Below are 13,727 nucleotides of genomic sequence, written 5' to 3'. Positions count from 1 at the left end.
TCAGGCCGTTTCTTGTTGGACTTGCTTGCCCTTGTCCATGGTCATGATCAGGGGCTGACGAAAGCGGAATTCCAGGTTTTCGGGCCAGCCGTTATAGTCCCGGATGAAGTGCAGCACTTCCAGAATCAGGTCCTGCTCGAAGGTGCTGGTACTGATGAAGTTGTTAAAGGCCACCCGGGCATCGGAGCCGCTGCCGGCCCCCATGTTCTTGCCGGGCTGGATGCCCATGAGCGTAGGCGCGACGCCGCCGGCGGTGTAGGCGTGGCTGGCGGCCTCCTGCGAGTCCTCGTTGAGCTTATCACTCTGCTTCTTGTCGATGGCCGTCACCTTGAAGGCCGACACGTCGTTGCCGCTGGAGTCCTTCACGGTCGTCGTCATCAGCGACTTGCCGGCCCCGTTACTGCCACTCATCACCTCGCCGAAATTCTTCAGCTCGGCCGTGATCAGGCGGCGGCGCTCCTCCTCGGTCTTATCGTCCCAGTCCTTGTATTTCCATTCCCAGTAGGCCGGGTGCACCTCAATGATGAATTCTACCGAGAGAATCTGCTTCAGCAGCATCTTCTTGAACTCCACCACGGCCTTGGCCACGTCGGCCCAGCCGGAACGGCGGAACGTGTTCCAGTCGGCCATCTGGTACTCCGATTTGTCGGGGCTGGGAATGTTGATCGGGTAGATGTACTTGAAGCCGTCGGTGCGCTGGCGCAGGGCCTCCACCTTGTTGTAGTACACCTCCAGCACCGGAATCTTCGTGGCGTACTCGTCATCGTGCCGGCCGCCGTTGGCCCAGTTGGCATTCACGTACACGTGCTGCATGGGCGCGTCGCCGGGCTTTTTCGGGCGCGAAAACCGGCAGTAGCAGGCGTCGATAGTGCTCACGTGGACGATCTGCTGGCGGTTGCGCGAGAGAATCAGCTCCACAAAGGCGTTGGCGAAGTAGCTCAGGTCCTTGGCGGCCTCGAAAGCGTAGCGCCCCAGGTTGTTGTTGCGCAGAAACGCCTCCACCTGCGGCAGGCGCACCCGTTTGAAGGTTTCCTCGCCCTGCTCGTCGATGTCGGCCAGCCCGTAGATCAGGCCGCCGCCGTACCAGGCCTTGGCCTTCCAGCTGAGCATGGTGGGCAGGGAGGTGTTTTTCTCCGTGTCGGCCACCACCTGCTGGGGGAACTGGTTATCCTCGCCCCAGTTGGCAACCTCCGAGGAGCCACCCGAGGCCTTGACGTGGGAAATGGTGGTGGTAGCGCCGGGCTCCAGCCTCCCGCCGGCCCCGGTCTGAACCACCGCGTTCAGCCCCTCGATATAGCCGAAGGACAGGTCGCCGTTGACGTAGGCATTGAGCATTAGAGTAGTACTTTTTTACCGTTGAATTCGAGTAGCAGATAGATGTGCACCTTCAGGAAGCGCCCGTTGCGGGTGTTCACCAGGTTGCGGGTCATATGATCAGAATGGTTGGGGGCGCGGGTACCTTTCGCGGCTGTTTTCTGGTGCATGTCGTCCGCTCGTTCCGACGCCCCCTCCCCTTCTACCGCTGAAGCACCTCCTTCCGGCTGCGCCCGGCTGCTCAGGCGCACGGCGTCGTAAAACACGACCTCGCCGCCTTCCTGCTTCCCCTCATTCAGCTTCACGAAACGCAGTGAAAACGGCTCCTTCGCCGTCTGCATTTGCTCCAGCACCTGCTTCAGTAGTATGAGTTTCTGACCTGTCATAACACTGCGAAACTCCCATCTACAAGCCCGAAAGCGAAGGACAGAAAAAAGCCCGCTAAGGGCTGGCAATCGGCTCCGAAAAAACCCAGTCTCACGACAAAGTGCTCCTGCGTGCTGCAAACGCCGTTTTTCGCCCGAAAACAGAAAATTTTGTCTCACGCTGCGGTAAATCACCCCAGCTTGCACTAACACCTTCCGGCAATTGCCACCCGGCCCAAAGGGATATATGAATGAGGTTCACGCAAACAAAAACCGCGTTTCTATGCAGGAAACGCGGTTTTGAATACCAATTGCCAGCTGTCTGCTCGGTGGACCTACCCTACCTGCATAATGAAGCCGCTGAAGTCAGCTGCCGGCTTGAGGGTAGTGTCGTCGATGCTGAGCAGGTGCAGGTCCACGGTGTCGGTGAAGTGGGGAGCTTCCTCAGCGGGCACGCTGGTGAGCTTCTCTGACTTCTTGTTCTTCTCGATACCGCGCGGCCCCTCCTTCATCTCCGTCAGCTGCATGGCCAGCAGCACCTCCTTGCAGTGGTGCTTATTAAAGCGGATGATGGGGTTGTGCGGGTCCAGCTCAGCCAGCAGCTCGTGAGCCAGCAGGTAGCGGGCATGATGGCCCGGCGTGCGTCCCAGCTTCACCACCTTCACCTTCCACCCCGCCTCCCGCAGCAGCCGGGCAAACATCTGGTTGTAGGTCTCGTCACTGTTGGCCACGCGGTTGTTCCCATGCTCGGCATCCTCAATAAAGTCCACCTGCTTGCGGATGTGGTAGGCGTAGTAGGTGGTGAACTTCTCGGCCAAGTGCCGGATCAGTTGCGGATGCTTCACGTACAGGCCCATCAGGAAGCGGTACTCGCGCCGTTTGCTGTGCACCTGGGCAACTGTCAGAAACGATGCCCGACCGCCCCAGTCCGGAGCGATGCGTAGCGGCAACGTAGGGTCACAGTCGGCATCCTGGCGGCTATCGGGTTTGTCGCCCAGCCGTTGCAGCTTCTTCAGGTTGTAGCTGAGCCCATCCACCTGGCCCTCCAGGTAGTCATTGTTGAATGCCTCGTAGGCGTGCTTGGCCGTATCGAGCGTGGGGTAAAAGCCTGCCTCCACCGCAAACGGCCGCTGGTTGAGCACCTCCACCCGGAAGGTGAAGTCCGTGAGCACCCGGCGCTGCTGCTCCAGGTAGCGGATGCCCACGTTGTGGATGTTCTCAAACACGTTGGCCTCCGAGTAGAGCTGGCCGTCCTTGTCCACGTAGTAGCGCAGCTCGGTAGTAAGCTTCTGAATATCCACCCAGATGGCCCGCCGGGCCTCCCGGTCCTTGGTGTCGATGTACTTCACCTGCAGCTTGATCAGCTCTCTGGTGAGTATTTCGTAATCCTTGCCGGCTTCCTGGTAGTGTTTGGAGCCCTCCAGCAACCATTTACCCTGCTGGCCGTAGGGCATCGACGAGAAGTGAAAGATGCCGTGGTGGAGCCGGTTATCGGACCACGCCCGGCGCTCATTGCCCCGGTTAGCCGGTACTACCTCGTCGTCGAACTTCTCCTTATTGAGCGTGAGGCTCTCGTCGGCAATCACCCCGTCCAGGTTCAGGCCCCGCGCGCTGCCACCACCTCCATCCAGCGAAATCAGGTGAAAGCAGGCCCCGGTGTAGAAGGTCATGGTGTGGTTCCACTTCAGCGGCGGCTCAAACGGCAGCAGGAAGTGCTTGGGCGGGTGCACGCCAATCACGTAGTGGATGCCCTGCACGTAGCCGATGCGCTCCAGCGAGGCAATGGTGCTCGGCAGCGTGCGGGTGAGAATCTGCTGGTAGGTCTGGCCACAGAGCGCCCACGCCGAGCGGGGCAGCTGCTGGATAACTAGGTGCATCAGCCAGGCAATCAGGCTCGACTTCCCGGTGGCCCGCCCCCAGATGCTGATGGCCGACTGCATCAGCGTGACGATGAAGCGCAGCTGGGGCCGGTTGAACTTCAGCGGCGTAACCTTCAGCTCAGTGCTCATTTCTTCGGTTTTCCTTTCTTTTCGGCCTTATCCAGCAGCTGCTCCATGTCCTCCAGCGGAATGCTCATGTTTTCCACGGCCTCAACCACTTCGGCGTACTGGGCTTCCTCCAGTTCCTCGATTTTCTCCACGTTGAAGCGCACCCCGGGCGCATCGGGGCCGCCGGCACCCTTCAGCTCGATCAGATAGGTATGGGCCTGCAGGGCTTCGAGGTTGCTGTCCTTATCCTCCACGTTCAGGCCCTCGAATACAATCATGTTCTTCTGAATGGCCGCGAAGGCCCGCATATCCCCCAGCGCCTCGGCCTGGTCGAGGGCCCGCAGCGAGTACTCCCAGAGCAGCAGCCGCTTCTGGGCCTTGGTGGTCTGCACAAGGTTACCGAACACGTGCAGCGCGTCCTGCACGATGCGGTACGCCGTGGCTCGGCTCACACCGAGCTTCTCCTGCAGGTATTCGGCCGTTTTCAGCGGCGACTTGCGCTGGAGCATGTGGTGCCAGGCCTCGTCGATGCGGGCGCGGCGTTCCAACTCCTGGGGCGTAAGGGTGCGCTCCACCTCGTCGCTGAGATAGGAGAAATAGATGCGGTCAAAGGTAGTTTCCAGCTTCGCCGGCACCACAAGGCTTTCCTGCTTAGCCACGGTTTACCTCCTCCCCTTTCAGCTGCTCGATACGGGCCGACAGGGCCTGCTCCTCCACCTGCGCGGCGGCCAGATCAGCAGCCCGGGCCGGTTTCTTCTTCCACTTGCTGATGCAGCTGCGCAGGTTGGCCCGGCGGCCGATCAGCTCGGCCAGGGTGCCATTCTTCACGTCGAAGGGTAGCGACTCCGGCACGGGCAAATGGCCGTGCTCCTTCACGTAGGCCGTGGCCGCCCAGCTTTCGTTGAGCTGGCGGCTGATAGCCTGAATGCGCCGGGCTGCCTGTAGGCGGTCGGCATCGGTGGGCAGGCCGGCCAGCTGGGCATGCAGGTAGCGCCGCTCATCGTAGAGCGGCGGGCGGGCCGTGGCCAGCTCCTGCAGCACCTGCTCCTGCAGCGGGTCGGCATCTGCCGGCTCTGGAGCTAGTGCCGGGGGCGCGGGGGCTGTCCTGCTGAGCACTGGCAGTACTGGGGCAATGGCCGGCAGCACATCCATCTGCACGCCGGCCTTGGCCAGCTTGCCCACCTCGTAGGCCAGGGCCTCGCGGTTGTAGCTGTTGGGGCCGGAGCTGAGCGTGCGCTTCAGGTGGGCATTGCTGCCCAGCGCCTCGTAGATGCGCCGGCCGGTTTCGTAGTCTCGCTCACTCTGGAGCCATTGCTGGGGTGTCATACCCCAAAATTCGACCGGCAATTACCAAAAGTGAAGGACGAAAAAAAGCCCCCGGAGCTACCGGTTACTTCACCCGGACGTAGGTATAATAGTGAACTGAATACGTTGATAGGCTAGACTCTCTGCGAAACTCCAGCTCTAATTCTTTCCGGGTGAATTTCTTCACGGTATAAGCATACCACCCCTGGGCAGTTGGCTGAACAGGACCATACATGGAGCCCTGATGATCTATTGTTAGACTCTGCTGGGTTCCATAATAGCTAAATGGCCCTATGAACATCGTATCCAGATTGGTCCCCTTTGGCTGGGTATGCGCAAGCTTCATTGTGGATGCGCTAGGAGTAAATACAAAGTAATCTGTATTGTCATCCGGAAAATGGGTGGACTCTACATACTCCCCAACAAACTCGTTATCGGCCCGGTGATAGTCGCGCCGACGCTTTCCTTCCAGCTTCCAGATACCCTTGTACTCTCCTGGTTCCTCTGGCGTGGGCTTCGGTTCCGAATCATGCGTACAGGATGCAATCAGGACGGCAAAGCCTAGTAGGTATAGAGCTGGTTTCATAAACTCCTAGTAGAAATTCAAGGCAAGTTAACGCATCCCTTTTACGAAAAAAGCCCCCAAAATGTACCGGAGGCTTTGTTCTCTTACTCACATTATTCTTTCCTGTTTACTCCGAATAGGTAGGCGACAGATAGCTGAGCGACGCGATTTTCGAAGTGAATAGCATATAGGCTGGTATTGTCTGACTGACGATATTCGGCGCCGACGTCTCTCAGTCCGTAGCTATAGCCAATCTGTAGCAACCAGTGATTATACCCATAGCCTATACCCGCCTGCACGCCAGCATCAAATCTTTTCGAGGCTATTCCTCCTTCTTTCAGTTCCACTACATCATCTATCCGCACATCCAAATCGCCTTTTACCGTGTGTATGTTTCCATAGACATCCGTATAGTCGTCAAATGTGTGTTGGCCGTTTAACAGCATTGCGGCATAGCCACCAGTAAATACTTGGAATCCTTGCCCATTAGGACGCTGCGAGTAGGCAACACTCACAGGGATGGTCAGATAATTAAGCCGGTACATCTGCTTGCTCCTCTGGTAGGTGCTTGGGTCACGAAATTCCTGATCAAATCGAAAGCCTTTCTGGGCATAGAGAGCAGATACCTGTAGTGCAACATGGTTCCGACTAATGGTCGCCATAGCTCCGGCTTCTCCTGCAATCAGCGAAGTGGTGTTGAATATACGATCAGAGGCTTCATAGCGAGCGGTTGCCACGTTCAGACCAATTCTGGGACCTACGTTCAAGTTGACCTGTCCTTGAGCGTTGCCAGCCAGTAAAACAGTAGCAGATAAACCAAGTAGATATTTCATAGGCCAAAGCTAGGCGAAACACGACAAAAAAAAGCCCCCGGCAAGCGCCGGGGGCCTTTCTGGGCAGTGGCAGCGGGGCTACCACTTCTTATCTGCCAGCACGTTACGCCAGGAACACCAGCACCTGTTCGGTGGAACCTACCATCACCTTGCCCGTGAAGCGCGGCGTGGGCCCGCTCCAGACGCTCTGGAAGGTGTAGGTGCGGCCTTTGGCGTCGGCCGTCTTCTCGCCCGTGGTGCCGGGGGCGGCTACCATTTTGGCCGGATAGCCCGGGTGGCCCAGCATGAAGGTAGCCCCATCTAGGTCAGCATACAGGATGTAGAACGAGCCGTTCTTGGCGAAACGGGCGAAACCGTCAGCCTCGGCCGTGTTGCCGGGATGGAACAGCTTCAGCGCGTTCTTGAACGACATGCCATCCATCTCGCCCTGGGTTTCCGAGGTGGCCCCGGACTTCTCCAGCGTGCAGTAGAAGCCGATGGCCTTCTTGCCTTCCTTCAGCTTGATGTCGCCGGGTACGATGGCCAGATCTTTCAGCGAGGTGGCTCCCTCAAACTTGGGCAGGGCGGGAAACTCCTGCACATCCGACTTGCGGATGAAGTACACCGTCTGCTGAATGCCGGCGGTGTTGTCCTGGCCTTCGGCCCACTCGATGTCTTCTAGAACGAAATCAGGCACGGCTAGATAGCGTAAAGGAGGTTAGAGAAGGTCAGCTCAACGTCCTTCGCCAGCTGCGGCACCGTTTCGATGGTGGGGCCGTCGAAGCTCTTGTACTCCTTCACCTCATTGCTGCAGATGACGGTTTTGGCTTCGGTGGACACCACCAGGCGGGGCCCTTTTTCGCCGGCCTGCACCAGCACTTTGGCTTTGCCCTTCTCCGAGCCATCCGGATTGGTCACCACGCCGGTGGCGTTGAAGATGCCCTTGGTTTTGGTCTCGGAGGTGATTGTTACTTTAAGTGGCATACGGCACTACAATGTGCCCACCTGACAGGGTGGCCAGGTGGGCGGGTTATCGTATCAGATTAGGGCTGGGCGACTACGGCGGGGGTGTTATAGTACTTCTCGTTAGCCCCGGCCGGAGCCAGACCGGTGATGTTGCCACCGATGACGCCGGCGCACACCAGCTGGTTGGTCCAGAAGGCCACTCCTTCCCACCACTCCATGAAAATCTTCACGTCGTAGTCCTGGGCCTGCACGTCGGTAATCACCGGCTCGTCGTTCAGATCGATCAGACGCAGGAAGTTGTCGTCGGGCGTGGTGAAGATCAGGTCGGTGCCATTCAGGCCCGGCAGACCAATCAGCTCCCGGTTACCCAGGATCGTTTTGAAGCCCTGGTTGGCCGTATAGGTGGGATACGAGCCGTACTTCTTGAAGAAGTCCAAGCGGTACCGCTCCAGGTTGCTGCTGGACATGTAGATGCGCTTCACGAAGCCTTTGATGACTTCGGGCAAGGCCAGCTCGAACTCGGTTACCTGATCGGTGATGTTGGCCACGGTCACCGCTTCCATCGGAATCTGGTACACCGGGTTTTCGCTGTTAGCGGCCAAGCCCAGTTCGATAATCTTCACGATACCGTTCATCGACTTGCCGAACGTGCCCAGATCGTTGGCGTCATACACGCCACGGCAGAGCAGGTACTCCCGGTCATCCACCACCTTCGTCATCAACTGCGAGTCGATGATGTACTTAGAAATGGGCATGTCCTGGGGCTTCTTGTTCTCCTCATAGAGATGTGAGAGCCAGGAAGACTGAATATCGTCCGGCTTAATCGGGTAGTTGACCTTCTGGCGGTAATTCACCAGCTCGTTTACCCGAAACTCCGTTACGCCCAGCGGATTCCATACCGACTTGAAACCCTGCACAACGTGGCCGGTAATTGCCTGCAAGGCCGGGAATTTGCCCTTGATGGCGGCGACGGTACGCATGTAGCCGGCCGTTACCGACTTCTGGTAGGCCATGCTGCGCACCTCTTTGTTGTTGGTGCGGGCATACGCGCCCAGTTCGGCCTTTAATTGAGTGGCATTGATAGCCATAGTGGGGTAAGAATAAAACGTGAAGAAATGGATGTACCGAGGTGCTGCCGCTTAGCTGAGCAGCTTGGCGGCTTCCAGGTTATGCTCTGCGTTGGGGTCGAAGAAGCTCGATGCCTTCGTACCCTCTTCCTGCTTGTCGCCGTCCTTCTTTGTAGCATCCGTAGGCTTGTCGCCACCCAGCGCACCGAGGCGGGCCACTTCCTTCTCCGAAGCGGCCAGCTTCGTAGTCAGGTCGTTGTTAGAAGCAGTCAGGTCCGTTACCTGCTTTTCTACAGCGCCCAGCTTGCTGGCTTTTTCGGCCAGGGCGTTGTAGTTGCCCTCCGTGATCAGGGCGGCCGTGGTGATGCCGGCGGCGCGCAACTCCTCGTTGGCGGCGCTGGCCTCCTCGGCCGTGATGGTGGTTTTTCCCGACAGTGCTTCCAGCTTCGGGAACTTCGATTTTGCGCCAAATAGCGACATAGGATTGGGGGTTTGGGGTGAAAAAAAGTCTTAGGAAGGGATCTGTTCAGCGGCCAGATCAAAGCAGAGCTGCAGGGCCTGCTGCATCGTGCCCACCGAGTCGGCCAGGCCCAGCTCCACGAGCCGGTCGCCCAGGTAGCACATGCCGCTGAGCACCTCGGCACGCTGGGCAGCATCCTTGGGCAGCTTCTCGCCCCGGTACTGCTCCACCGTGCTCAGGAATACCTCGTTGATGGGGTCGAGCAGCTGGGCCCGCAGCGGCTCCGGGTCGCCGGCAGCAGCAGCATCGAAGGCCGCATTCTTGTTGAAGCTCTTGGTGGCCGTATGCGAGTGCAGCGTGATGCCCTGCATCTTGAAATACTCGCTGTAATCGGCCGTGTCGAACTTGGTGCCGATGGAGCCGGCCAGGGCCGTGCGGCCTTCCATCATGATGTGGTCGGCCCCGCAGAAGCCCCACACGCCGGCCGAGCACAGCTGCGTGGCCAGCACCACGAATGGCTTTTGGGTCGCGGCCACGATGCTGGAAAACCGCTCGATGCCGGCCACCGTGCCGCCGGGCGTGTTCACGTAGGCCAGGTGGCCCACGATGCTCGAATGGCTGTCAGCTTCCTCAATACGCTGGCCCATCGTGCGCGTACCGGCCGAAAAGCAGCTATCCTCCTCCATCAGCACGCCGTCCACACTGAGCACGCTGATGCTGTTGGGCGGCATCTCGTTCAGGCTGCCATAGCCCTCGAAGAAGAGGCTGGTGGCGTCGAAGGCAATGCCGTGGAAGGCCGTAGAACTGGCCAGCAGCCGGGGTTGGGTCCAGTCTTCGGCCTTGAAGGTGCCGTTGAGCAGCGAGGCCACCAGGGGCAAATAGGACTGGGCAGCCGATTCCTCGATAAGGAACCGACCGCCCAGAATAGCACGTAGGATGAGACTGTTTTGCATCAGCTGGTATTGATCGATGCAAATCTGCCAGTCAGGCTGGGCCTCGCGAAGGACACAAAAAAGCCCCGCCGGGGTGGGCGGGGCTTGAATCAGGATGTGCAGTAGGGTTACAGGAAAGAGGTGCCCAGCTTGGCAGCAAAGTACTGGCGCACCTCTTCAATCTGGGCATCTGTGTCATTGCCTACCACCAGCCCGAATGCGTACCACCCCCCGCGTAGAGCCCCGTAGAGGCCACCCCCATCCGGGGTGCCACCCAGGTAGGTCGGGCTGGTGGTGGGCTGCTGCACCCACTGGCCATTGGCCTCAATCACACCATTGACCAGCAGCGTCGCCCCCGCACTGTTGAGTCGCACCACCAGCAGGCGCAGCACGTCGTCGGGGGGCATGATGTAGTTGGTCATGGTGCCGCCCACGCTGTTATAGAGCACTGCTCCTTCGCTCACCTGCACAATCCACCTGTCACTCACGCTGTCGACCAGGCGTACCCCCGTCCCGCTGCTTTTGCGCACTACCAGGTACACCGTGTAATCCGAGGGGACGGCCCGCAGCGTGGACAGCGAGAACAGTTGCGTGCCCGTGGCCTCATAGCAGGCGCGGCCCTGCGCATCCAACGTGAGGTTGAAGGCGGCATTGGCCACCGCGTCCTTGCCGTGGCCACTCTGGTCGAGCCACTGCGTGGCGGTATTGCCCGCCGAATCCGCTTCCAGGAAAGTAGCGAAGCGGGTTTTATCGATCTGTGCCGCCTCGCCTGGGAAACTATTCAGGTCAGCGGTGAGGAATTGCAGGTTCATTTACAGCAGGGTTAGGCCCACCGTGGCCGCGTCGGCCGCCACGTTCGGAATGGTCTTGACGTAGAGCTTTACGCCCGCCAGCAGCTCGCCCGCGCTCAGGCTGGACAGCAGCGCGTTAACCTGCGCCAGTGTCTGGTCAGGCGTGCCATACTGACGCGTTCCGACCCGCGTGTTGTGGTCGAGCTGGTAGGAGATGCTAGCCGCGTTCAGGTCCAGGGTTTCACTTTGAATCTGCAGAGGCGAGGGCACGGGCACTTCCCGCACCCGCGCGGTGGCGGTGGAGCGGATTTGCAGGTAGGAGGCAAAGCGGGTGTTGCTCTCGGATTTTGTGTAGTAGTTGCTCAGGTCCACGTTGCCCGAACCAGTACCCCCGCTCTGCACCGGCCGCTCATCAAGCAGTAGTGCCGCCAGAGTCGGAGCTGTCATGTCGGTCCCCGTTTGCAGGTCGGTAAACTCCGCGACCGGCTTGCCGCCACCCGGCGTGACGGTGCTTGAGCCCTGCAGGCGGATGGTGTCAGCCTGGTAGGCGGCCCCGCTGAAGATGGGCCCGGAGTCACTCTTCAAGGCGCAATCCAGCAACGAGAGCTTACAGACCTGCGCCGGGTTTACGCCGGCCGGGTAGCGGAACAGGCCCGAGCCGCGGCCGGTCACGGTGCCCACGCCGGGTTGCGGCTGCATGTAGGGCACGTAGGCACCCCTATAGTGCATCCGGAGGCCCTCGAAGGTCCACGCATCGTCGCCCTGGGAGTAGTAGCGGTGGCCGAAGCCCAGGAAGAAGTCGACCCAAGCATTGGGCCCACCGGTGCAGTTCACCAGCCGGTACGTGCTGGGCCCGGCTCCCTGTACCAGCAGGCACAGGCGCTTGCGCCAGCTCAGGCCGTACACCGTGATTTTCTGGCCTTGCACGTCCCCATTGGGGTAGTAGCCCAAATCCGCGCCCTCCACCACAGCGCCAGTGCAGTAGTAGGTGCCCGGGCGGTAGAAGCGCAGAAACGCGTGGTAGCCGCTGATGTAGCAGGCATCCGTTTCCAGCTGCATGCTGTCCAGCGCCTGCTGGGCCGTGGCGTAGCGCGTGAGGGTGCCGGCCGCGTCGATGCGCAGGGCTATGGGGGTAGCGGACAGGCGCACGTCCGTGGAGCCCACAAACTGGCCGCTGCTCTGCACTTCCAGCAGGGCCGTGCCCGCTACGTAGCCGGTGGCGGCCGGGGCCGGCAGCGGGGCAAAGACCGTGTAGTTCACGTCCGACTGGCCGGTGGGCAGCGGGTTCTGGTAGCTGCGCGGGGCTGGCTCGTTTACCTGGTGCAGCAGCGTCGAGCCATCCGGGTAGGTGAACTGAAACACGTCGCCCGGGTCGTAGAAGTGGTCCTCCTCGATGAACACCGGGTACGAGCCCACCTTGTCCTGCTCCGAGCCATCGGTGCGCACCCAGCTGGCTTTCACGCGCTGGGTGGTCGCGGGCAGGCTATTGACGTAGGCCAGCAGCGGCCCGGTCGAATCCTTGATCAGGCGGAAGCTGGCCGGGCCGGCCTCCACGCCGGCCGCGGCCGAGCCCATGTCCGTGGCGTTGGCCACAGTGGCCCCCTGCCCCACGGCCAGCACGTTCGAGTCTACCAGGGGCAAGTCGTCGAGCGTTTCCAGCAGCAGCGTGTTGCCCCGGATGGAGTTGACCGTGAGCTGGGCCCTGGCCACGAAGGCTTTGGTCATGTCCTCGGCCTGCTCGCGCAGGTCGGCCTCCCCGATCTGGAAGGTGTCGTTGTTCTGGTAGCGCAGGCGCCACTTGGCCAGGAAGGCCGCCGGCGTCATCACATCGGTAGTCGTGGCCATCAGATGATCTGGTAGGAAAGCTTAAAGCCGGATTTTAAAATGATGCGCTTGCCCGCCGGCACGGTGGCCAGCAGCTGGCCGCCCTGGGTGCGCAGCTCAATGGTGCCGCCCTGGCCCTGCTGCATGCCCACCGGCTGATGGAGCCCGTACTCGCTCACCTGCCAGGTGCCGAAGTAGGCCCGGGCCCGGCGGGTGGTGTCGGCCGCGAAGGTGAAGGTGGCCTCGTTGCGCTGGGTTGCGGAGCCGGTGGTTACCACCTCGCTCCAGGTGAGCGGCTCGTCCACGTCGCCCACCAGCCAGACCTGGCCGCTCAGGTCGCGGTAGAGCACCATGTAAAGGTGGCCCTGCATGGCCTCCAGGCCGGCGGCCAGCCCGCTGGTGTTCTTGGCCAGCACGCCCGTGAGCTTGGGCTGGAAATACTCGCCGTGCCGGTCCTTCTTGCCGGGCTGGCTGTAGCGGATGGAGTCGAGCACGGCCGAGAGCTGGTACCAGTTGGCCCCGGCCCGCAGCTCGATGTCGTCGAAGAGGATCGGATCGTCGGGCGTGGGTACCTGCAGCACCTGCTCCACGGGCACGTACCAGCACGTTTCGATGCCGCCCAGGTTGTCGCCGGCCACCTGCTCCAGGTTGCGCAGCTGGTAGGGGTGCGTCTCAGACATTGGCCGGCTGCAAGGGCCGGGAGGCCACAGGACATTTCGGCATTGAAACCGCCGGTTTTACGGGTGCCAGGCGCTGGCCGGCAGCCTTGCGCCGCCGGTAGTCGGCCTTGATCAGCGCGTCCAGGCTGATGTCGTCCTCCGTGAAGTCATACAGCGCCATGAAATCCTTGGCGTACTGCTTGGTCTCAATCGGCACGCCGTACTCGCGCAGCACGCGCAGGGAGCTTAAGAATTCCTCCTCCAGCATGTCCTCCACCTGGCGGTTGAAGTCGTGAATGGCCTGGGCCGTCAGGTGCCGGCAGCCATCGAGCCAGACCATTTTCTTGGAAATGGCCACCGTGAGCGTCTGCGGGTACTGCCCCACGGACGTGTCATACTGCCGGTCCTGCTCGGGTTTGCGCAGCAAATGGTAAAGCAGGCGGCCGGCCTGGCTGCTTTTGCTCAGGCGGAAGGGCTCCTGCCTGCCGATCAGGTTCATCTTCTTGAGCAGGTATTTGAGCACGGCCGAGCGCACGGCAATCGAGAGAATAAAAACAGGCGGGGTAACGGGTTGTCTAGTCGTTGGCATAGTGATCAAACCTACCGAAGGGCGGCTCCTTTTCAGAGGACATTTCGGAATTGCAACCAGCGCCGCCCCGCCCCCGGTTCACGGCCGCCG

The 13,727-nt window shown here is 60.5% G+C and carries 16 protein-coding genes; all 16 read right to left on the bottom strand.

Annotation, left to right across the window (positions count from 1 at the left end):
• Positions 1–1,335 (bottom strand): hypothetical protein, encoded by a 1,335-nt coding sequence (locus LF252_RS06030; protein ID WP_226268648.1) that lies wholly within the window; start codon positions 1,333–1,335, stop codon positions 1–3.
• Positions 1,335–1,700 carry a hypothetical protein gene (locus tag LF252_RS06025; RefSeq protein ID WP_226268647.1) on the bottom strand — a complete coding sequence of 122 codons (366 nt, stop codon included), beginning with the start codon at positions 1,698–1,700 and terminating at the stop codon, positions 1,335–1,337. Before LF252_RS06025 ends, LF252_RS06030 begins: the two co-directional genes overlap by 1 nt.
• Positions 1,701–2,014: 314 nt before the next feature.
• Positions 2,015–3,688 carry a hypothetical protein gene (locus tag LF252_RS06020; protein WP_226268646.1) on the bottom strand — a complete coding sequence of 558 codons (1,674 nt, stop codon included), beginning with the start codon at positions 3,686–3,688 and terminating at the stop codon, positions 2,015–2,017.
• Positions 3,685–4,326: a hypothetical protein gene (locus LF252_RS06015; protein WP_226268645.1), complete on the bottom strand. Its 642-nt coding sequence runs from the start codon at positions 4,324–4,326 to the stop codon at positions 3,685–3,687. The genes LF252_RS06020 and LF252_RS06015 overlap by 4 nt, the downstream gene beginning before the upstream one ends.
• Positions 4,319–4,993 carry a hypothetical protein gene (locus tag LF252_RS06010; protein ID WP_226268644.1) on the bottom strand — a complete coding sequence of 225 codons (675 nt, stop codon included), beginning with the start codon at positions 4,991–4,993 and terminating at the stop codon, positions 4,319–4,321. Before LF252_RS06010 ends, LF252_RS06015 begins: the two co-directional genes overlap by 8 nt.
• 64 nt (positions 4,994–5,057) lie before the next feature.
• The gene (locus tag LF252_RS06005) at positions 5,058–5,558 is read right to left on the bottom strand and encodes a hypothetical protein (RefSeq protein ID WP_226268643.1); all 501 of its coding nucleotides are present in this window, start codon (positions 5,556–5,558) and stop codon (positions 5,058–5,060) included.
• Between the two features lie 92 nt (positions 5,559–5,650).
• Positions 5,651–6,370 (bottom strand): porin family protein, encoded by a 720-nt coding sequence (locus LF252_RS06000; RefSeq protein ID WP_226268642.1) that lies wholly within the window; start codon positions 6,368–6,370, stop codon positions 5,651–5,653.
• A gap of 103 nt (positions 6,371–6,473) precedes the next feature.
• Positions 6,474–7,046: a hypothetical protein gene (locus LF252_RS05995; protein ID WP_226268641.1), complete on the bottom strand. Its 573-nt coding sequence runs from the start codon at positions 7,044–7,046 to the stop codon at positions 6,474–6,476.
• 2 nt (positions 7,047–7,048) lie between these two features.
• Positions 7,049–7,333, bottom strand: coding sequence for a hypothetical protein (locus LF252_RS05990; protein WP_226268640.1), 285 nt, complete (start codon positions 7,331–7,333; stop codon positions 7,049–7,051).
• Positions 7,334–7,392: 59 nt separating this feature from the next.
• On the bottom strand, positions 7,393–8,403 hold the full coding sequence (locus LF252_RS05985; RefSeq protein ID WP_226268639.1) for a hypothetical protein: 1,011 nt from the start codon (positions 8,401–8,403) through the stop codon (positions 7,393–7,395).
• Between the two features lie 51 nt (positions 8,404–8,454).
• A complete protein-coding gene (locus LF252_RS05980; RefSeq protein ID WP_226268638.1) occupies positions 8,455–8,862 on the bottom strand; it encodes a hypothetical protein in 408 nt (135 codons plus the stop codon).
• A gap of 30 nt (positions 8,863–8,892) precedes the next feature.
• Positions 8,893–9,795: a S49 family peptidase gene (locus LF252_RS05975; RefSeq protein WP_226268637.1), complete on the bottom strand. Its 903-nt coding sequence runs from the start codon at positions 9,793–9,795 to the stop codon at positions 8,893–8,895.
• 107 nt (positions 9,796–9,902) lie between these two features.
• A complete protein-coding gene (locus LF252_RS05970; RefSeq protein WP_226268636.1) occupies positions 9,903–10,586 on the bottom strand; it encodes a ferritin family protein in 684 nt (227 codons plus the stop codon).
• The gene (locus LF252_RS05965; RefSeq protein WP_226268635.1) at positions 10,587–12,410 is read right to left on the bottom strand and encodes a hypothetical protein; all 1,824 of its coding nucleotides are present in this window, start codon (positions 12,408–12,410) and stop codon (positions 10,587–10,589) included.
• Positions 12,410–13,069, bottom strand: coding sequence for a hypothetical protein (locus LF252_RS05960; RefSeq protein WP_226268634.1), 660 nt, complete (start codon positions 13,067–13,069; stop codon positions 12,410–12,412). Before LF252_RS05960 ends, LF252_RS05965 begins: the two co-directional genes overlap by 1 nt.
• Entirely contained in the window at positions 13,062–13,637 is a 576-nt protein-coding gene (locus LF252_RS05955; RefSeq protein WP_226268633.1) for a hypothetical protein, read from the bottom strand. Before LF252_RS05955 ends, LF252_RS05960 begins: the two co-directional genes overlap by 8 nt.
• Positions 13,638–13,727 lie beyond the last annotated feature (90 nt).

It is taken from the genome of Hymenobacter pini (assembly GCF_020421205.1).
GTDB classification, from domain to species: Bacteria; Bacteroidota; Bacteroidia; order Cytophagales; family Hymenobacteraceae; genus Hymenobacter; species Hymenobacter pini.
Note: the sequence above shows the minus strand (reverse complement) of the source record. Positions and strands in the feature narration are given on the sequence as shown.